This is a genomic window from Flavobacterium microcysteis (genome assembly GCF_006385255.1).
GTDB lineage: Bacteria > Bacteroidota > Bacteroidia > Flavobacteriales > Flavobacteriaceae > Flavobacterium > Flavobacterium microcysteis.
Window position 1 is genome coordinate 625,072 of sequence record NZ_VFJE01000056.1, and the last position, 18,990, is coordinate 644,061.

Annotated in this window: 17 protein-coding genes and 4 tRNA genes; all 21 read left to right on the plus strand. The window is 37.8% G+C overall.

Annotation, left to right across the window (positions count from 1 at the left end; genetic code table 11):
- Positions 1-63 precede the first annotated feature (63 nt).
- The 21 genes from FJA49_RS16410 (at position 64) to FJA49_RS16510 (ending at position 18,842) form a co-directional block, all read left to right on the plus strand.
- Positions 64-1,332 carry a DUF2851 family protein gene (locus tag FJA49_RS16410; RefSeq protein ID WP_140002250.1) on the plus strand — a complete coding sequence of 423 codons (1,269 nt, stop codon included), beginning with the start codon at positions 64-66 and terminating at the stop codon, positions 1,330-1,332.
- Between the two features lie 59 nt (positions 1,333-1,391).
- Complete coding sequence (locus FJA49_RS16415; protein ID WP_056071361.1) at positions 1,392-1,619, plus strand: hypothetical protein; 228 nt, start codon at positions 1,392-1,394, stop codon at positions 1,617-1,619.
- A 48-nt stretch (positions 1,620-1,667) separates the two neighbouring features.
- Positions 1,668-2,534, plus strand: coding sequence for a ComEA family DNA-binding protein (locus FJA49_RS16420; protein ID WP_140002252.1), 867 nt, complete (start codon positions 1,668-1,670; stop codon positions 2,532-2,534).
- A 34-nt stretch (positions 2,535-2,568) separates the two neighbouring features.
- On the plus strand, positions 2,569-3,738 hold the full coding sequence (locus tag FJA49_RS16425; RefSeq protein ID WP_140002254.1) for an acyl-CoA dehydrogenase family protein: 1,170 nt from the start codon (positions 2,569-2,571) through the stop codon (positions 3,736-3,738).
- A 72-nt stretch (positions 3,739-3,810) separates the two neighbouring features.
- Positions 3,811-4,005 carry a 30S ribosomal protein S21 gene (gene rpsU / locus FJA49_RS16430; RefSeq protein ID WP_140002256.1) on the plus strand — a complete coding sequence of 65 codons (195 nt, stop codon included), beginning with the start codon at positions 3,811-3,813 and terminating at the stop codon, positions 4,003-4,005.
- A gap of 72 nt (positions 4,006-4,077) precedes the next feature.
- Positions 4,078-4,974 (plus strand): tyrosine-type recombinase/integrase, encoded by an 897-nt coding sequence (locus FJA49_RS16435; RefSeq protein WP_140002258.1) that lies wholly within the window; start codon positions 4,078-4,080, stop codon positions 4,972-4,974.
- Between the two features lie 35 nt (positions 4,975-5,009).
- Positions 5,010-5,312 (plus strand): ribosome hibernation-promoting factor, HPF/YfiA family, encoded by a 303-nt coding sequence (gene hpf / locus FJA49_RS16440; RefSeq protein WP_140002260.1) that lies wholly within the window; start codon positions 5,010-5,012, stop codon positions 5,310-5,312.
- 91 nt (positions 5,313-5,403) lie between these two features.
- Positions 5,404-5,477: transfer RNA gene (locus FJA49_RS16445), tRNA-Thr, on the plus strand.
- 34 nt (positions 5,478-5,511) lie between these two features.
- Positions 5,512-5,592, plus strand: a tRNA-Tyr gene (locus tag FJA49_RS16450).
- Positions 5,593-5,677: 85 nt separating this feature from the next.
- A tRNA-Thr gene (locus FJA49_RS16455) sits at positions 5,678-5,749 on the plus strand.
- A gap of 54 nt (positions 5,750-5,803) precedes the next feature.
- A complete protein-coding gene (gene tuf / locus FJA49_RS16460; protein ID WP_140002262.1) occupies positions 5,804-6,997 on the plus strand; it encodes an elongation factor Tu in 1,194 nt (397 codons plus the stop codon).
- Between the two features lie 57 nt (positions 6,998-7,054).
- Positions 7,055-7,125, plus strand: a tRNA-Trp gene (locus tag FJA49_RS16465).
- Positions 7,126-7,140: 15 nt separating this feature from the next.
- A complete protein-coding gene (gene secE / locus FJA49_RS16470) occupies positions 7,141-7,338 on the plus strand; it encodes a preprotein translocase subunit SecE (RefSeq protein ID WP_140002264.1) in 198 nt (65 codons plus the stop codon).
- 9 nt (positions 7,339-7,347) lie between these two features.
- Positions 7,348-7,899 carry a transcription termination/antitermination protein NusG gene (gene nusG / locus FJA49_RS16475; protein ID WP_056069301.1) on the plus strand — a complete coding sequence of 184 codons (552 nt, stop codon included), beginning with the start codon at positions 7,348-7,350 and terminating at the stop codon, positions 7,897-7,899.
- Between the two features lie 68 nt (positions 7,900-7,967).
- Positions 7,968-8,408: a 50S ribosomal protein L11 gene (gene rplK / locus FJA49_RS16480; RefSeq protein ID WP_140002266.1), complete on the plus strand. Its 441-nt coding sequence runs from the start codon at positions 7,968-7,970 to the stop codon at positions 8,406-8,408.
- 8 nt (positions 8,409-8,416) lie between these two features.
- Positions 8,417-9,106, plus strand: coding sequence for a 50S ribosomal protein L1 (rplA, locus tag FJA49_RS16485; protein WP_140002268.1), 690 nt, complete (start codon positions 8,417-8,419; stop codon positions 9,104-9,106).
- Between the two features lie 22 nt (positions 9,107-9,128).
- Complete coding sequence (gene rplJ / locus FJA49_RS16490) at positions 9,129-9,629, plus strand: 50S ribosomal protein L10 (RefSeq protein ID WP_140002270.1); 501 nt, start codon at positions 9,129-9,131, stop codon at positions 9,627-9,629.
- 53 nt (positions 9,630-9,682) lie between these two features.
- Positions 9,683-10,054 (plus strand): 50S ribosomal protein L7/L12, encoded by a 372-nt coding sequence (gene rplL / locus FJA49_RS16495; RefSeq protein WP_140002273.1) that lies wholly within the window; start codon positions 9,683-9,685, stop codon positions 10,052-10,054.
- Positions 10,055-10,320: 266 nt separating this feature from the next.
- Entirely contained in the window at positions 10,321-14,133 is a 3,813-nt protein-coding gene (rpoB, locus tag FJA49_RS16500; protein ID WP_140002275.1) for a DNA-directed RNA polymerase subunit beta, read from the plus strand.
- A gap of 92 nt (positions 14,134-14,225) precedes the next feature.
- The gene (rpoC, locus tag FJA49_RS16505; RefSeq protein ID WP_140002277.1) at positions 14,226-18,527 is read left to right on the plus strand and encodes a DNA-directed RNA polymerase subunit beta'; all 4,302 of its coding nucleotides are present in this window, start codon (positions 14,226-14,228) and stop codon (positions 18,525-18,527) included.
- A gap of 3 nt (positions 18,528-18,530) precedes the next feature.
- A complete protein-coding gene (locus FJA49_RS16510) occupies positions 18,531-18,842 on the plus strand; it encodes a DUF3467 domain-containing protein (protein ID WP_056069326.1) in 312 nt (103 codons plus the stop codon).
- Positions 18,843-18,990: the final 148 nt, after the last annotated feature.

Genomic DNA, 18,990 nt, shown 5'->3' on the forward strand with positions numbered 1-18,990 from the left:
ATTTGCTACATTAGTTAATCTTTTGAATGATATACGCCTAATACTGATTTAAAATCCATATAGATGAGAGAAGATTTTCTGCATTTTCTCTGGCAGTTCAAAAAGTTTGATCTTGCCAGATTACAAACTACCAAAGGAGAGAAATTAACAATTGTTAGTTCGGGTCTCTACCTTCAAAAAGCCGGTCCGGATTTTTTTAATGCCCAAATTATCATAGGAACCCAGAAATGGGCTGGGAATGTTGAAATACATTGTCGGTCGTCAGATTGGTATTTGCATAGCCATGAAACCAATCCCAATTATGACAATGTAATCCTTCATGTGGTTTGGGAACACGACACCGAGGTTTTTAGGAAAGACAATACGGAACTTGCCGTTCTGGAACTCAGCAACTATGTCCCGAAAAAAATGCTGGAAAATTACCAGTCGCTAATGTTGGATAAGACTTGGCTTTTTTGCGAAAAACAAATTGCTTCAGTAGATGGTTTTGTGCTGGATAATTGGAAAGAGCGGCTGTTTTTTGAACGCCTTGAGAAAAAATCCCTATTGATATGGAAAACATTCTCAGAAACCTTAAATGATTGGGAAGCTTTATTGTTCTGTCTTTTGGCAAAAAACTTCGGGTTAAACAGCAATGGAGAAACCTTCTTAAAGATAGCGCTTTCTATTCCTTTTCAGAAAATAAGAAAAGAAAGTTTTGAAGTCAGAAATTTGGAAGCTTTGTTTTACGGTAGAGCCGGATTACTTGATAATGAAAACGAAGATGTTTATTTTCTGGATTTGAAAGAACGATGGGACTATTTAAGACATAAGCATCTTTTGAAAAAAATATACCTGGACCCAGTGCAGTTTTTTAGACTTCGTCCCAGTAATTTTCCAACTATACGACTTTCGCAATTGGCTAATCTCTATCATTCAAGGCCAGGTTTGTTTTCAGAAGTAATAGAAAGCAAGTCGCTTGCCGAATTTTACAAACTCTTTAATGTGTCGGCTTCTGACTATTGGAGCGACCATTATCAATTTGATAGGCAAAGCCGAAAAAAAGAGAAGAAACTTACGAACGTCTTTATTGATTTATTGCTTATCAATACTGTTGTTCCGCTAAAATTTGCCCATGCAGCATATCTCGGGAATGATATTTCAGAGGAAATCGTGCAATTGCTTAGGGAAATTTCGGCAGAGAAAAATATAATTATTGATAAGTTTCAAGATTTTGGAATTACTGTAAACAATGCTTATGAAACACAAGCTTTGTTACAACTCAAAAATGAATATTGCAACAAGAAACGTTGTTTGGAATGTGGGATAGGGATGGAGCTGATGAAAAGCTGAAAAATAATAAGTGCGGAAAAATAGAAATGCTTACTTTTGAACTTTAGATATCAAATAATATGTCGTTTATAACAAACATCAGGCACTTTTTTGAAAAGCATGGCTTTGAAGTTTCTTCCCGTCTGGCAGACAGATTAGGAATGAGGGCTTCGAGTGTCCGGTTGTTTTTTATCTATATTTCCTTCTTTACCGTAGGTCTCTGGTTTGGAGTCTATCTCACACTCGCTTTTCTGGTCAGGCTAAAAGACCTGGTCTATACGAAACGAAGCTCCGTTTTTGATTTGTAGTTTTACTATCCTGCCTTTTTCCTTTTCTACGCCACTTAAATTTTTTACATGCCAACAAACAAGTCTTTCTTTAAGTTTGATTCCAGACAGCGTACCGGTATTTTTGTACTGCTTTTTATTATATTGGCAATACAGTTGGGCAGTTACTGTATCGACGTAACTATTAAGGAAGATAATTCCCCCGAAAAACAGCAGTGGCTTTCCCTGCAATCAGAAATAGATTCCCTTAAAATTGCAAAAACGGCCAAGCCGGTAATGTATCCTTTTAATCCCAATTTCATTACCGACTATAAAGGCTATAAGCTAGGAATGTCTACAGCTGAAATCGACAGGCTTCTTGAATTCAGAAAGGCGAACAAATATGTAAACTCTGTACAAGAGTTTCAGGCAGTAACAAAAATATCCGATTCATTATTACAGGTCATGTCTCCCTATTTTAAATTTCCGGATTGGGTTAAAAATAAGAAAAATGATATTGTTTATGAGAACCAGCAACCGTTCAAAAAAGCGAAAATAGTGCTTATTGATATCAACAAAGCCAGTCAAGAAGATTTGATGAAAATATACGGTATCGGACCAGGATTGTCTGAACGAATATTAAAACAAAAAGAACAGTTTGGAGCCTTTGTCAGCATGGAACAGATGGCTGATGTATGGGGATTGTCGCCAGAAGTTATTGAAAAGCTCAATACGCAGTTTTATGTAGGATCAACACCTGAGGTCAAAAAAATAAAGATAAATGATGCGTCTATGAAAGAACTGTCTCATTTTCCGTATTTTAGATATCCACTCAATAGGGAAATAGTAACTTACAGAAGCATGAATAATGGGGTTTTAAGCATTGAGGATTTAACAAAAGTTAAGGGATTTCCTGTTGAAAAAATAAAAATAATTGCTTTATATTTGGAATTCTAAAAAATATGACATAAAAATACCCTTAATTATAAATATGAATTCAATATATTTTACTGAAGAACACGAACTGTTTAGAAAGAGTCTGCAGGATTTTTTACAAAAAGAAGTAGTCCCGCATATTGAAAAATGGGAAAAAACAGGAACAATCGAGCGTTTCATTTGGAAAAAATTTGGTGAAATGGGATTCTTCGGAATCAATTATCCTGAAGCTTATGGAGGGATGAACCTGGATTTGTTCTATACGGTAGTCTTTTTAGAGGAGCTTCAAAAAATTAAATCATCTGGTTTTGCGGCGGCAATGTGGGCTCATGCTTATTTGGCAATGACACATTTAAATGCAGAAGGAGATGAGAGAATTAAACAAGACTATTTAGCGCCAAGTATTTCAGGAGACAAAATTGGGGCGTTGTGTATTACAGAACCTTTTGGCGGAAGTGATGTTGCAGGAATGCGTACAACGGCAGTTAAGCAAGGCAATAAATACATCATTAACGGTTCAAAAACTTTTATTACAAATGGTGTTTATGCAGATTATTACGTGGTTGCGGCTAAAACAAATCCGGAATCTGGTAATAAAGGTATAAGCATGTTTTTGATAGATGCAAATCTAAAAGGAATAGCGGCTACAAAATTGGATAAATTAGGATGGAGAGCTTCAGATACTGCTGAAATTTCATTTGATAATGTTGAGATCCCTGAAGAGAATTTAATGGGTGAAGAAGGGAAAGGATTTCCTTATATCATGCAGCATTTTGCGCTAGAACGCTTAATCATGGCAATTAATGCTCATGCTAGAGCAGAGTATGCTATTGAATATACCATAGGCTATATGTCAGAACGTGAAGCATTCGGAAAAACAATAGACAAATTCCAGGCATTACGACACACTATTGTTGAACATGCAACAGATGTGGAGCACTGTAAAATATTTAACTATTCAACAGTTGCCAGGTTAAACCAAAAAGAATATGTGGTGAAAGAAGCTTCGATGGCGAAATTAAAATCGACCAAAGTGGCTGATGAAACCATTTATAGCTGTCTGCAGATGCTAGGTGGTTATGGTTATATGGAAGAATATCCTTTAGCACGTTTACTAAGAGATAGCCGTTTAGGGCCAATCGGAGGAGGTACGTCTGAAATTTTGAAGGAAATTTTATCGAAAATAATAATTGACAAGCAGAATTATAAGCCTGCTGTAAAATAATTTGCAATTCATAATTCATAATTCGTAATTATTTTATAAGTTTGCACCCTTAACGAGAGGAGGTGTCACATTATGTTAATTATACCAATTAAAGACGGAGAAAATATCGATAGAGCATTAAAGCGCTATAAGAGAAAATTTGACAAGACTGGAACAGTTCGTCAACTAAGAGCACGTCAGGCTTTCATTAAGCCATCTGTTGTCAGAAGAGCTCAAATCCAGAAAGCAGGTTACATCCAAAACCTAAGAGATCAGTTAGAGAATTAATATTTAATTTTCTTCAAGATACAAAACCGTTAGTCATGAAAGTTTAATACCTTTGATGCTAACGGTTTTTTTATGCTTGATAGTAAAGAATCATTTAAAGATTATCTTCAAAAAGAGAAAAATTATTCCCTTCACACAGTTACGGCCTATACCAACGATCTCTCTGAGTTCGGTCTTTTTTTAAAACAGGATTTTGATCAGGACAGTCTGGAGGATGTGAATTATAGTCAGATCCGAAGCTGGATTGTTTCATTAGTCGATGCCGGTATCTCAAATATCTCTGTCAATCGAAAGATTTCTTCTCTGAAATCGTTTTATAGATTCCTATTAAAAATAAAGCGGATTGATGCGAGTCCGTTGTTGAAGCACAAAGCATTAAAAACACCAAAAAAACTGCAAATTCCTTTTTCTGAAAAAGAATTGGATAATGTGCTGAACTATATAGTCTATCCTGAAGGTTTTGAAGGAATGCGTGACAAACTCATTATTGATTTGTTTTATACTACAGGAATACGTCGGGCGGAACTCATCGGGCTTAAGATGTCTAATGTGGACTTGTCAAAAGGAGTTCTAAAGGTTTTAGGAAAAAGGAATAAAGAGAGAATTCTCCCATTATTGCCAATAATAGAGAATCAAATCCAATTGTATTTATCTGAAAGAGCTGGCTTAAAAGAAATTAAGGATGAGGCGTTTTTCTTTCTTACGTTAAAAGGAGTTAAATTAAACGATTCGCTTGTTTATCGACTAATAAATATGTACTTTAGTAATGTCTCAGAGAAAGTAAAAAAGAGTCCACATGTCTTGCGACATACCTTTGCGACTCATATGCTAAACAATGGGGCAGATTTAAACTCAGTAAAAGAATTATTAGGACATTCCAGTTTGGCATCCACTCAAATATATACCCATAGCAGCTTAGCTGAGCTAAAAAAGGTTTATGGAGATGCTCATCCCCGGAATCAGAAGTAATTCAAAATGTTCAACCGTATAAAATTTTATTTATTATGAAGGTAAACGTTCATGCAGTTAACTTTAATGTTGACGGAAAGCTTGTGGCATTCATTCAAGCCAGATTGGATAAGTTAGAAAAGTACTATGACAAAGTTGTTTCGTCAGATGTTTTTTTAAAGGTAGAAAAAACGAGTGATAAGGAGAATAAGATAGTGGAGATAAAAATCCATGTTCCTGGAGATGAATTTATTGTTAAAAAACAATGCAAAACATTTGAAGAAGGAGTCGAACTTTCGTCCGAAGCTTTAGAGAGGTTGTTGCTGAAACGAAAAGAAAAGATAAGAACACATATATAATATAAATTTTTTTCAAAAATATTTTGATTAAGAAACAAAATGATATACATTTGCAGTCCGTTAGAAATAGCGGACTTTTTTTATTGAGTTTGCCGGTGTAGCTCAGCTGGCTAGAGCAGCTGATTTGTAATCAGCAGGTCGTGGGTTCGAGTCCCTCTATCGGCTCAGTTCTTTTATTAGATTGAAAATAAAATGGTTAGGGGAGATACTCAAGCGGCCAACGAGGACGGACTGTAAATCCGTTGGGAAACCTTCGCAGGTTCGAATCCTGCTCTCCCCACAAAAACAACGATTTTTTGATTTTGGATTTAAGATTTAGACATAAATCTTAAATCCAAAATCAAAAATCCTAAACAGGATTCCCTGCCGGTGTAGCTCAGGGGTAGAGTGCTTCCTTGGTAAGGAAGAGGTCACGGGTTCAAATCCCGTCATTGGCTCAAGTAAGTAAGAATTTGAACACTAATATATAACTAAGATTAAAATTAAGTAAAATGGCAAAGGAGAATTTTAACCGTTCCAAACCGCACTTAAATATAGGTACAATTGGACACGTAGATCACGGAAAAACTACATTGACTGCTGCAATTACTAAAGTAATGGCAGAAGCAGGTTTTTCTAAAACAGCTGCAAAATCTTTCGATCAGATTGATAATGCTCCTGAAGAAAAAGAAAGAGGTATTACAATCAATACATCACACGTTGAGTACGAAACAGCTAACCGTCACTACGCTCACGTTGACTGTCCAGGTCACGCGGATTACGTAAAGAACATGGTTACTGGTGCTGCTCAGATGGACGGTGCTATCTTGGTTGTTGCTGCTACAGACGGACCAATGCCGCAAACACGTGAGCACATCCTTTTAGGTCGTCAGGTAGGTATTCCTAGAATCGTTGTATTCATGAACAAAGTGGATATGGTTGATGATGCTGAGTTGTTAGAGCTTGTTGAAATGGAAATCAGAGACTTATTGTCTTTCTACGAATATGATGGAGATAATGGTCCAGTTATCCAAGGTTCTGCTTTGGGTGGATTGAACGGAGATGCTACATGGGTTCCTAAAATTATGGAATTGATGGAAGCAGTTGACAACTGGATCGAAGAGCCAGTTCGTGACGTTGCTAAGCCATTCTTGATGCCAGTTGAAGACGTATTCACAATTACAGGTCGTGGAACTGTTGCTACAGGTCGTATCGAAACTGGAGTTGCTAATACTGGAGATGCTGTTGAAATCATCGGTATGGGAGCTGATAAATTGACTTCTACAATCACTGGAGTTGAGATGTTCCGTAAAATCCTTGACAGAGGTGAAGCTGGAGATAACGTAGGTTTGTTGTTGAGAGGTATTGATAAAGCTGATATCAAAAGAGGTATGGTTATTATTAAGCCAGGATCTGTTAAGCCACACTCTAAATTCAAAGCTGAGGTTTATATCTTGAAAAAAGAAGAAGGTGGTCGTCACACGCCATTCCACAATAACTACCGTCCACAGTTCTACGTACGTACAACTGACGTAACAGGAGTTATTTCTTTACCAGCAGGTGTAGAGATGGTAATGCCAGGTGATAACTTAACTATCGATGTTGCTTTGTTGAGCCCAATCGCTATGAACGTAGGTCTTCGTTTTGCTATCCGTGAAGGTGGTAGAACAGTAGGAGCTGGTCAGGTGACTGAAATCGTTGAGTAATTAGAATATATCTTAAAGAACCAGCAGCGCCTTTCGGATGCTGCTGGTTTTTAATAAACGGGCGTAGTTCAAGGGTAGAATAGCGGTCTCCAAAACCGTTGATGGGGGTTCGAATCCCTCCGCCCGTGCAAAAATAAATTACAATGACAAAAGTTGTTAATTACATATCCGAAGCTTTCGGTGAATTAAAAAATAATGTTACTTGGCCAGAATGGGCAGAAGTTCAGCGCTTGACAATTGTAGTTGCTGTTTTCTCTGTGATATTCGCCTTGGCAACATGGGGAGTAGATGTTATTTTCGCAAAAGCATTAGCTGGTTTCTTTAATTTGATAAAAGGTTAATTTTTTGAGATGGCGGATAATAATGTGAAAAAATGGTATGTGGTCAGAGCGGTAAGCGGACAGGAAAACAAAGTCAAAGCTTATATCGAAACTGAAATCAACAGATTGGGAATGGCTGATTATATTTCTCAAGTACTTGTGCCTACTGAAAAAGTAGTACAGGTAAGAGATGGGAAAAAAATCAGCAAAGACAAAGTCTATTTTCCTGGTTATGTTATGATTGAGGCTAATCTTGTTGGCGAAATACCTCATATTATCAAGTCTATTACTAGTGTTATTGGTTTCTTAGGCGAAGTTAAGGGTGGAGATCCTGTGCCTTTAAGGCAATCTGAAGTAAACAGGATGTTAGGTAAAGTTGATGAGTTAGCTGTGAAGACAGATAACCATGCGATTCCTTTCACTGTTGGAGAAACAATCAAGGTTGTTGATGGTCCTTTCAATGGTTTCAATGGAACTGTTGAGAAAATCAATGAAGAAAAGCGTAAGCTTGAAGTAATGGTGAAAATTTTCGGTAGAAAAACACCATTGGAATTGAGCTTTATGCAAGTTGAAAAAGTATAATTTTTGTTACATATATAGTAAAAACCGCATCTATCGCTTCCAAGATGGTGCGTTAAATTTTTTAAACAATGGCTAAAGAGATTAGTAAAGTAGTTAAACTACAAGTTAAGGGAGGTGCCGCGAATCCATCGCCACCGGTTGGACCTGCTCTAGGTGCTGCTGGGGTTAACATCATGGAGTTCTGTAAGCAATTTAATGCAAGAACACAAGATAAGCCTGGCAAAGTGTTACCAGTACAAATTACTGTTTACAAAGACAAGTCTTTCGACTTCGTTGTAAAAACACCACCAGCTGCTATTCAACTATTAGAAGCTGCAAAATTGAAGTCTGGTTCTGGAGAGCCTAATCGTAAAAAAGTAGCGAAAGTTACTGTTGATCAGATTAGAGCAATCGCTGAGGACAAGATGGCTGATTTGAATGCGTTCACAATTGAGTCTGCTATGAGCATGATTGCTGGAACAGCTAGATCTATGGGTATAACTGTAACGGGAGACGTTCCTTCTAATTAAGAAAAGACATGGCAAAATTGACAAAAAAACAAAAAGAAGCTGCATCAAAAATTGAGAAAAATAAGCTGTATTCTTTGAAAGATGCTTCTGCATTAATCAAGTCTGTTGCTTCTGCAAAATTTGATGAGTCTGTTGATATCGCTGTTAAATTGGGTGTAGATCCAAGAAAAGCAAATCAAATGGTAAGAGGTGTAGTAACATTGCCTCACGGAACTGGAAAAGATGTTAGAGTTTTAGCATTGGTTACTCCAGATAAAGAAGCTGAAGCTAAAGCTGCTGGTGCAGACCACGTAGGTTTAGATGACTATTTGCAAAAAATCAAAGACGGTTGGACTGATGTTGATGTAATCATCACTATGCCGGCTGTAATGGGTAAACTAGGGCCATTAGGAAGAATCTTAGGACCAAGAGGTCTTATGCCAAACCCTAAGACTGGAACAGTTACTATGGATGTTGCAAAAGCAGTTCAAGAAGTAAAATCTGGTAAAATCGACTTTAAAGTTGACAAAACTGGTATCGTTCATGCAGGAATCGGAAGAGTTTCTTTCGGTGCTGAGCAAATCTCAGAAAACGCGCATGAAATTATTCAAACATTAATCAAAATGAAACCAACTGCAGCGAAAGGTACTTACATTAAGAGTATCCACATCTCAGCAACAATGAGTCCTGCTATTGCTTTAGATCCTAAAGCGGTATAATTGGTAGTTAAAAATTTTTAGTATGACTAGAGAAGAAAAATCAATCGCGATTGGAGATTTAACTGCACAGTTAGCTGGTACAAATATTGTTTATGTAGCAGATATTTCTGGACTAAATGCAGAAACTACTTCAAACTTAAGAAGAGCTTGTTTCAAAGCTGGTATTAAATTGGAAGTTGTTAAGAACACATTGCTTGAAAAAGCTATGGAAGCTTCTGAAAACAACTACGGTGAACTACCAGGAGTTTTGAAAGGAAACACTTCTATATTCATTGCAGATGTAGCTAATGCTCCTGCAAAAATCATCAAAGAATTCCGTAAAAAATCTGATAAGCCAGTTTTTAAAGGGGCATTCATCAACAATGAAATCTACATTGGAGATAACCTTTTAGATTCTCTTGCTTCACTTAAATCTAAGGAAGAAGTTATCGGAGAAATCATCGGATTACTTCAGTCTCCGGCTCAAAGAGTTATTTCTGCTCTTAAGAACCAATTCGCTAACGAAGAAGGAGCTGAATCTTAATCAGTACGCACAAATAAATTATATTAAAAAAAATCATTTAAACGATAGAAAAAATGGCAGATTTGAAACAATTCGCAGAACAATTGGTTAACTTGACTGTTAAAGAAGTTAACGATTTAGCAACAATATTAAAAGATGAGTACGGTATCGAACCAGCTGCAGCTGCTGTTGTAGTTTCTGGTGGTGGTGATGCTGGTGCAGCTGCTGAAGAGCAAACAGAATTCACTGTAGTATTGAAAGATGCTGGTGCTTCTAAATTAGCTGTAGTTAAAGCTGTAAAAGAACTTACAGGTTTAGGTCTTAAAGAAGCTAAAGACTTAGTTGACGCTGCTCCTGCAAACGTTAAAGAAGGTGTTTCTAAAGATGAGGCTGAAGGTCTTAAAAAATCTTTAGAAGAAGCTGGAGCTGTAGTTGAGCTTAAGTAAGCTTACTAAGTTGAAATATTTAGGTTTAGGCCTTGGACAGAGACGTCCAAAGGCCTAAACCATTTTTCGTATAATAAAATTATATCAAGTTTTATTATAATAATAGTTTAAAATACGAAAAAGTTTTTGATCAATACGAAGACAAAAAATCAAACCGGATTCTTCCAACTGTGTTTTTAAAGATGTATTGATTACAAAAAGAAAGTATAATTAAACTGTGTGTCTACACAAAAACTACTTTTTTTTAATCAAAATTTTGTCCATTGATGATAACAAATCAGACTGAAAGATTGAATTTTGCCTCGACAAAAAATATTCCTCAGTATCCGGATTTCTTGGATATTCAGGTAAAATCTTTTAAGGATTTTTTCCAACTGGAAACTAAATCTGACGAAAGAGGCAACGAAGGGCTTTACAATACCTTCATGGAGAACTTTCCAATCACAGATACAAGAAATCAATTTGTATTGGAATTCCTAGATTACTTTGTTGATCCACCACGTTATACCATTCAAGAATGTATAGAAAGAGGACTTACCTATAGCGTTCCTTTAAAAGCGAGACTTAAGCTATATTGTACAGATCCAGAGCACGAAGATTTTGAAACTATTGTACAAGATGTATATCTTGGAACAATTCCTTATATGACGCCTAGTGGCACATTTGTTATCAATGGTGCTGAACGTGTTGTTGTTTCCCAATTACACAGATCACCAGGTGTTTTCTTCGGACAATCGTTTCACGCAAATGGAACCAAATTATATTCTGCCAGAGTAATTCCTTTCAAAGGTTCTTGGATAGAATTCGCTACCGATATCAACAGCGTAATGTATGCTTATATCGATAGAAAGAAAAAATTACCAGTTACGACTCTGTTCAGAGCTATTGGTTTCGAAAGAGATAAAGACATTCTTGAAATATTTGACCTTGCTGAAGAAATCAAGGTTTCAAAAACAGGACTTAAAAAATACATCGGCCGAAGATTGGCTGCGCGTGTTTTGAATACATGGCATGAAGATTTCGTTGACGAGGATACAGGAGAAGTTGTATCTATCGAGCGTAACGAAATCATCCTTGATCGTGATACAATTATCGATAAAGATAATGTTGAAGAAATCATCGATGCTAACGTAAAAACAATCTTATTGCACAAGGAAGATGCGAATCAAGGAGATTATGCTATCATCCACAACACATTGCAAAAAGATCCAACAAACTCTGAAAAAGAAGCTGTTGAGCATATCTACCGTCAGTTGCGTAATGCAGAACCGCCTGATGAGGAAACTGCTCGTGGTATCATTGATAAATTGTTCTTCTCTGACCAACGTTACAACTTAGGTGAAGTAGGTCGTTACAGAATGAACAAGAAATTAGATCTTGATATCCCTATGGACAAACAAGTTTTGACCAAAGAAGATATCATTACTATCGTTAAGTACCTAATCGAATTGATCAACTCTAAAGCAGAGATTGATGATATCGATCACTTGTCAAACCGTCGTGTTAGAACTGTAGGTGAACAACTTTCAGCTCAATTCGGTGTTGGTTTGGCTCGTATGGCAAGAACCATTCGTGAGAGAATGAACGTTAGAGATAACGAGGTGTTTACACCAATTGACTTGATCAATGCTAAAACATTATCGTCAGTTATCAACTCTTTCTTTGGAACAAACCAGTTATCTCAGTTCATGGACCAAACAAACCCATTGGCAGAGATTACACACAAAAGAAGATTGTCTGCCCTTGGACCTGGAGGTCTTTCGAGAGAAAGAGCAGGTTTCGAGGTACGTGACGTTCACTATACGCACTACGGACGTTTATGTCCGATTGAAACACCGGAAGGACCAAACATCGGTTTGATTTCTTCTCTTGGAGTGTATGCAAAAGTAAACGGAATGGGATTCATCGAAACTCCTTACCGTAAGGTAACTAACGGAAAAGTAGATTTAGTATCTGAACCGGTTTACTTGAGCGCTGAAGAAGAAGAAGGTAAGATGATTGCTCAGGCCAACATCGATATGGATAATGAAGGATTGATTACTGCCGATAAAGTAATTGCCCGTGAAGAAGGTGATTTCCCGGTTGTAGAACCAAACGTTGTTCATTATACTGACGTTGCGCCAAACCAGATCGCTTCGATTTCTGCATCGTTGATTCCTTTCTTGGAGCATGATGATGCGAACCGTGCGTTGATGGGATCAAACATGATGCGTCAGGCGGTTCCTTTATTAAGACCAGATGCTCCAATCGTGGGTACAGGTCTTGAAAGACAGGTTGCGTCTGATTCCAGAGTTTTGATTAATGCAGAAGGTGATGGAACCGTTGAATATGTTGATGCTAATATCATCACTATTAAATATGACAGAACTGATGAAGAAAGAATGGTAAGTTTTGACCCAGATGAAAAAACTTATAATTTGATCAAATTCAGAAAAACCAACCAGAGTACTTCAATCAACTTGAAGCCAATCGTAAGAAAAGGTGATAGAGTTGTTAAAGGACAAGTACTTTCAGAAGGTTATGCAACTCAAAACGGAGAGCTTGCTTTAGGTAGAAACCTTAAAGTAGCGTTCATGCCTTGGAAAGGGTACAACTTCGAGGATGCTATCGTAATCTCTGAAAAAGTGGTTCGTGATGACATTTTCACATCTATCCATATCGATGATTATTCATTGGAGGTTAGAGATACTAAACTAGGTAACGAAGAATTGACGAACGATATTCCAAACGTTTCTGAAGAAGCTACCAAAGATTTAGATGAGAATGGTATGATCAGAATTGGAGCTGAAGTAAAACCTGGCGACATCCTGATTGGAAAAATCACTCCAAAAGGAGAATCTGATCCAACACCGGAAGAAAAACTTTTAAGAGCAATCTTTGGTGATAAGGCTGGTGATGTGAAAGATGCTTCATTGAAAGCTTCTCCTTCATTACATGGTGTGGTTCTTGACAAAAAATTATTCGCGAGAGCGGTAAAAGATAAACGTAAGAGAGGCAAAGACAAAGATGATTTGGCTGCTCTTGAAATGGAATTTGAAACCAAATTTGTTGAATTAAAAGACAAGCTTGTTGACAAACTTTTCAATATCGTAAACGGAAAAACTTCGCAAGGAGTTATGAATGACTTGGGTGAAGAAGTATTGCCAAAAGGTAAGAAATACACTCAAAAAATGCTAAATGCTGTTGAAGATTTTGCACACTTAAGCAAAGGTCAGTGGGTTGCTGATGACGAAACCAATAAAATGGTTAACGACTTGATCCACAACTATAAGATTAAGCTAAACGACCTTCAAGGAGCATTGCGTAGAGAGAAATTCACGATTACTGTTGGAGATGAGTTACCAGCTGGAATCTTGAAATTGGCAAAAGTGTACATTGCTAAAAAACGTAAGCTAAAAGTAGGGGATAAGATGGCAGGACGTCACGGTAACAAAGGTATTGTTGCTAGAATCGTTCGTCACGAAGATATGCCTTTCTTGGAAGACGGAACGCCAGTTGATATCGTGTTGAACCCACTTGGGGTACCTTCACGTATGAACATCGGTCAGATTTATGAAACGGTTCTTGGATGGGCTGGACAGAAATTGGGTAGAAAATTCGCTACTCCAATCTTTGACGGTGCTTCTCTAGATCAAATCAACAAACTGACTGACGAAGCTGAAATCCCAAGATTCGGACATACGTACCTTTACGATGGAGGAACAGGTGAGCGTTTCCACCAGCCAGCAACTGTCGGAGTTATCTATATGTTGAAACTTGGACACATGGTTGATGACAAGATGCACGCACGTTCTATCGGACCATACTCGTTGATCACTCAGCAGCCTCTTGGAGGTAAAGCACAATTCGGAGGTCAGCGTTTCGGAGAGATGGAGGTTTGGGCTCTTGAAGCTTACGGTGCATCAAGCACGCTTAGAGAAATTTTGACTGTTAAATCGGATGACGTTATTGGTAGAGCTAAAACTTACGAAGCTATCGTTAAGGGTGAAACTATGCCAGAACCAGGATTACCAGAATCGTTCAACGTATTGATGCACGAATTGAAAGGTCTTGGATTAGACATCAGATTAGAGGAATAGTTTTTAGTTCCAAAGTTTAGGATATCCATCCTAAACTTTGGGCTTTAAGCAAATAAAAGGTTTTCAATATCACAATATCAATAGTAAAGACTATGATGAACAGAAATAAAGATAAAAACCAAATTAAAAGGTTTGACAAAATTTCGATAGGATTAGCTTCTCCAGAATCTATCTTGGCTGAGTCAAGAGGTGAGGTTTTGAAGCCGGAAACTATCAACTATAGAACCCACAAACCAGAGCGTGACGGTCTTTTCTGCGAACGAATTTTCGGTCCAGTAAAAGATTTCGAATGTGCTTGTGGTAAGTATAAAAGAATCCGCTACAAAGGTATCGTTTGTGACCGTTGTGGTGTGGAAGTTACCGAAAAGAAAGTACGTAGAGATAGAGTAGGTCACATCAATTTGGTTGTGCCAATCGCTCACATCTGGTATTTCCGTTCGCTTCCAAACAAAATTGGTTATATCCTTGGACTTCCGTCTAAAAAATTGGATATGATCATTTACTACGAAAGATATGTAGTTATCCAGGCAGGTATCGCTAAAGGTCCTGATGGAGATTCATTACGTAGATTGGACTTTTTAACAGAAGAAGAATATCTGAATATTTTGGATACACTTCCAATGGAAAACCAATATTTAGATGATAACGATCCAAATAAATTCATCGCCAAAATGGGTGCTGAATGTATCATGGACTTGTTGGCAAGAATTGATTTGGATGAATTGTCATACGAATTAAGACACTCTGCAAACAACGAAACATCGAAACAACGTAAGACTGAAGCCTTGAAGAGACTTCAAGTTGTTGAATCATTCCGTGAATCTAACGAAAATCGTGAGAACCGTCCAGAATGGATGATCATGAAAGTGGTTCCGGTTATCCCGCCAGAATTGCGTCCGTTGGTGCCGCTTGATGGAGGTCGTTTCGCAACATCAGATTTGAACGATTTGTACAGAAGAGTAATCATCCGTAATAACCGTTTGAAGCGTTTGATGGAGATTAAAGCTCCGGAAGTAATCCTTCGTAACGAAAAACGTATGCTGCAGGAATCTGTTGACTCGTTGTTCGATAACACAAGAAAAGCTTCTGCTGTAAAAACAGAATCTAACAGACCATTAAAATCACTTTCTGATTCCTTGAAAGGTAAGCAAGGACGTTTCCGTCAAAACCTTTTGGGTAAACGTGTGGATTATTCTGCTCGTTCGGTAATTGTCGTTGGACCTGAATTGAAATTATTCGAATGTGGTCTTCCAAAAGATATGGCAGCTGAACTTTACAAGCCTTTCGTAATCCGTAAGTTGATTGAAAGAGGAATTGTAAAAACTGTAAAATCTGCTAAGAAGATTATTGATAAAAAAGAACCAGTAGTATGGGATATCCTTGAAAATGTAATCAAAGGACACCCTGTATTGCTGAACCGTGCTCCTACATTGCACAGATTGGGTATCCAAGCGTTCCAGCCAAAACTAATCGAAGGAAAAGCAATTCAGCTTCACCCATTGGTTTGTACGGCGTTTAACGCGGATTTCGATGGTGACCAGATGGCAGTTCACTTGCCACTTGGACCAGAGGCTATCCTGGAAGCTCAATTGTTGATGTTGGCTTCTCACAATATCTTGAACCCTGCTAACGGTGCTCCAATTACAGTACCTTCTCAGGACATGGTTTTGGGTCTGTACTACATGACCAAAGAGCGTTTGTCAACACCAGAGCACAAAATCTTGGGTGAAGGATTGACATTCTATTCCGCTGAAGAAGTAAATATCGCCTTGAATGAAGGAAGATTGGAATTGAATGCGAGAGTGAGAATCAGAGCTAAAGATTTCAATGAAAATGGAGAATTGGTTTATAAAATTATCCAAACTACTGCCGGACGTGTACTTTTCAACGAAGTAGTTCCTGAGGCAGCTGGATATATCAACCAGGTATTGACCAAAAAATCGTTAAGAGATATTATTGGTGGAATCTTAAGCGTAACAGATGTTCCTACAACTGCTGCCTTCCTTGATAATATGAAAGACATGGGTTACAGATTCGCCTTCCGTGGTGGTTTGTCATTCAGTTTGGGAGATATCAAAATTCCAGATCAAAAACAATCATTAATTGATGATGCCAACGAACAAGTAGAAGGCATCTCAATGAACTATAACATGGGTCTTATCACCAATAACGAACGTTACAACCAAGTTATTGACGTGTGGACTTCAACCAATGCTTTGCTTACAGAATTAGCAATGAAAAACATTAGAGAAGATCAACAAGGATTCAACTCTGTGTATATGATGCTTGACTCTGGAGCGAGGGGTTCTAAAGAACAGATTCGTCAGCTTACCGGTATGCGTGGATTGATGGCTAAGCCTAAAAAATCGACAGCTGGTGGTGGTGAAATTATCGAGAACCCGATCTTGTCTAACTTTAAAGAAGGACTTTCGATCCTTGAGTACTTTATTTCTACTCACGGTGCTCGTAAAGGTCTTGCGGATACGGCTTTGAAAACGGCCGATGCGGGTTATTTGACAAGAAGATTACACGACGTATCTCAAGACGTTATCGTAAACACAGAAGATTGTGGTACGTTAAGAGGTGTTGAAGTAGGAGCATTGAAAAAGAACGAAGAAATTGTTGAAACTCTTGGAGAAAGAATCCTAGGACGTGTGGCATTACAAGATGTAATCAACCCACTTACTAGCGAAGTTTTAGTTTCTGCCGGACAACAAATTACTGAAGCTATTGTTAAGTTAATCGACGAATCACCAATTGAAAAAGTGGAAGTTCGTTCACCATTAACTTGTGAGGCTGAAAAAGGAATTTGTGCTAAATGTTACGGAAGAAACTTGGCAACTGGAAAAATGACTCAAAAAGGTGAAGCTGTAGGTGTAATTGCTGCACAGTCGATTGGAGAGCCAGGTACACAGTTGACACTTCGTACCTTCCACGTTGGAGGGGTTGCTGGAGGTCTTTCTGAAGAATCAAGCATCACAACAAAATTCAGCGGTCGTCTTGAAATCGAAGATTTGAAAACTGTTAAAGGTGAAGATCTTGAAGGAAACACTACTGATATCGTTATTTCTCGTTCTACTGAATTGAAATTGCTAGATGTTAAGACAGGTATTGTCCTTAATACGCATAACATCCCTTACGGTTCTAGTATCTTTGTTAAGGATGGTGATGTAGTAGAAAAAGGAACAACAATCTGTAAGTGGGATCCATATAACGGAGTTATTATCTCTGAATTCACAGGTAAAGTTGCTTACGAAGATCTTGAACAAGGACAATCGTTCCAGGTTGAGATCGATGAGCAGACTGGTTTCCAGGAGAAAGTAATTTCTGAAGGAAGAAACAAGAAATTGATTCCTACCTTATTGATTTACGGAAAAGATGGTGAATTGATCCGTTCGTACAACTTGCCAGTGGGTGCCCACTTGATGGTTGAAAACGGTGAGAAAATTAAAGCTGGTAAAGTTTTAGTAAAAATACCACGTCGTTCTTCAAAAGCAGGAGATATTACCGGAGGTCTTCCAAGAATTACAGAGTTGTTAGAAGCTCGTAATCCTTCGAACCCGGCTGTTGTTTCTGAAATTGACGGTGTTGTTTCATTTGGCAAAATCAAGAGAGGTAACCGTGAAATCGTAATCGAGTCTAAATTTGGTGAAATCAAGAAATATCTTGTGAAACTTTCAAGCCAGATTCTTGTACAAGAAAATGACTTCGTAAAAGCGGGTATGCCATTGTCTGACGGAGCAATTACTCCAGATGATATCTTGAGAATCCAAGGACCATCAGCAGTACAACAATACTTGGTAAATGAAATTCAAGAAGTTTACCGTCTGCAAGGGGTAAAAATCAACGACAAGCACTTTGAAGTTGTAATCCGCCAGATGATGCGTAAAGTTCAGGTTCAAGATCCAGGAGATACATTGTTCCTTGAAGATCAACTAATCCATACTAAAGACTTTATCTATGAAAATGATAAACTTTACGGTATGAAAGTGATTGAAGATGCTGGTGATTCTGAAAACCTTAAAGCAGGACAGATTGTTTCTCCTCGCCAATTGCGTGATGAAAACTCACTATTGAAGCGTACGGATAAAAACCAAGTTGTGGCAAGAGATGTTATCACGGCTACAGCGACTCCAGTATTACAAGGTATTACAAGAGCTTCGTTGCAGACTAAATCATTCATCTCTGCGGCATCGTTCCAGGAAACAACTAAAGTATTGAATGAAGCTGCTGTTGCTGGAAAAGTAGACATGCTTGAAGGACTTAAAGAAAATGTTATCGTTGGACACAGAATCCCTGCTGGTACAGGTATGAGAGATTACGATAACGTAATTGTAGGTTCTAAAGAAGAATACAATGAGCTAATGGCTGCAAAAGAAGAATATAATTATTAAGATATGAGCGATTCAAAACAACCACAAGGTCAGATTAATATTGAATTGGATGAAAAGACAGCCGAAGGAATTTATTCCAACTTGGCTATCATCAACCATTCAGCTTCAGAATTTGTATTGGATTTCGTAAGCATTATGCCTGGAATTCCAAAGGCAAAAGTGAAATCTAGAATCGTTTTGACACCGCAGCACGCCAAAAGACTATTAAAGGCGATAGGAGAGAACATCCACCGTTATGAAAGCGCCCACGGCGAAATAAAAGACACGGAACAACCTCCAATTCCTCTGAATTTTGGTCCTGCCGGACAAGCATAAACAAAAAAGCCTCCTGAATTTCAGGAGGCTTTTTTATTTTGTGTATAAGATAACACAACAACGCTACTTCAACGTTTTTTATTGAACTTCATCGGGTTTATTTTTTTTCCGATATCATTTTCTCTAAGTTTATCTTTGAATTAAATTT

What these genes read in the sequence shown, in the direction of transcription:
- FJA49_RS16415 (WP_056071361.1), top strand. Translation starts at nt 1,392, where the DNA reads ATGTCGTTTATAACAAACATCAGGCACTTTTTTGAAAAGCATGGCTTT.
- rpoB (WP_140002275.1), top strand. Translation starts at nt 10,321, where the DNA reads ATGATAACAAATCAGACTGAAAGATTGAATTTTGCCTCGACAAAAAAT.
- nusG (WP_056069301.1), top strand. Translation starts at nt 7,348, where the DNA reads ATGGCGGATAATAATGTGAAAAAATGGTATGTGGTCAGAGCGGTAAGC.
- rpoC (WP_140002277.1), top strand. Translation starts at nt 14,226, where the DNA reads ATGATGAACAGAAATAAAGATAAAAACCAAATTAAAAGGTTTGACAAA.
- FJA49_RS16435 (WP_140002258.1), top strand. Translation starts at nt 4,078, where the DNA reads ATGCTTGATAGTAAAGAATCATTTAAAGATTATCTTCAAAAAGAGAAA.
- rplA (WP_140002268.1), top strand. Translation starts at nt 8,417, where the DNA reads ATGGCAAAATTGACAAAAAAACAAAAAGAAGCTGCATCAAAAATTGAG.
- rplK (WP_140002266.1), top strand. Translation starts at nt 7,968, where the DNA reads ATGGCTAAAGAGATTAGTAAAGTAGTTAAACTACAAGTTAAGGGAGGT.
- rplL (WP_140002273.1), top strand. Translation starts at nt 9,683, where the DNA reads ATGGCAGATTTGAAACAATTCGCAGAACAATTGGTTAACTTGACTGTT.
- secE (WP_140002264.1), top strand. Translation starts at nt 7,141, where the DNA reads ATGACAAAAGTTGTTAATTACATATCCGAAGCTTTCGGTGAATTAAAA.
- FJA49_RS16420 (WP_140002252.1), top strand. Translation starts at nt 1,668, where the DNA reads ATGCCAACAAACAAGTCTTTCTTTAAGTTTGATTCCAGACAGCGTACC.
- rpsU (WP_140002256.1), top strand. Translation starts at nt 3,811, where the DNA reads ATGTTAATTATACCAATTAAAGACGGAGAAAATATCGATAGAGCATTA.
- rplJ (WP_140002270.1), top strand. Translation starts at nt 9,129, where the DNA reads ATGACTAGAGAAGAAAAATCAATCGCGATTGGAGATTTAACTGCACAG.
- FJA49_RS16510 (WP_056069326.1), top strand. Translation starts at nt 18,531, where the DNA reads ATGAGCGATTCAAAACAACCACAAGGTCAGATTAATATTGAATTGGAT.
- hpf (WP_140002260.1), top strand. Translation starts at nt 5,010, where the DNA reads ATGAAGGTAAACGTTCATGCAGTTAACTTTAATGTTGACGGAAAGCTT.
- FJA49_RS16410 (WP_140002250.1), top strand. Translation starts at nt 64, where the DNA reads ATGAGAGAAGATTTTCTGCATTTTCTCTGGCAGTTCAAAAAGTTTGAT.
- FJA49_RS16425 (WP_140002254.1), top strand. Translation starts at nt 2,569, where the DNA reads ATGAATTCAATATATTTTACTGAAGAACACGAACTGTTTAGAAAGAGT.
- tuf (WP_140002262.1), top strand. Translation starts at nt 5,804, where the DNA reads ATGGCAAAGGAGAATTTTAACCGTTCCAAACCGCACTTAAATATAGGT.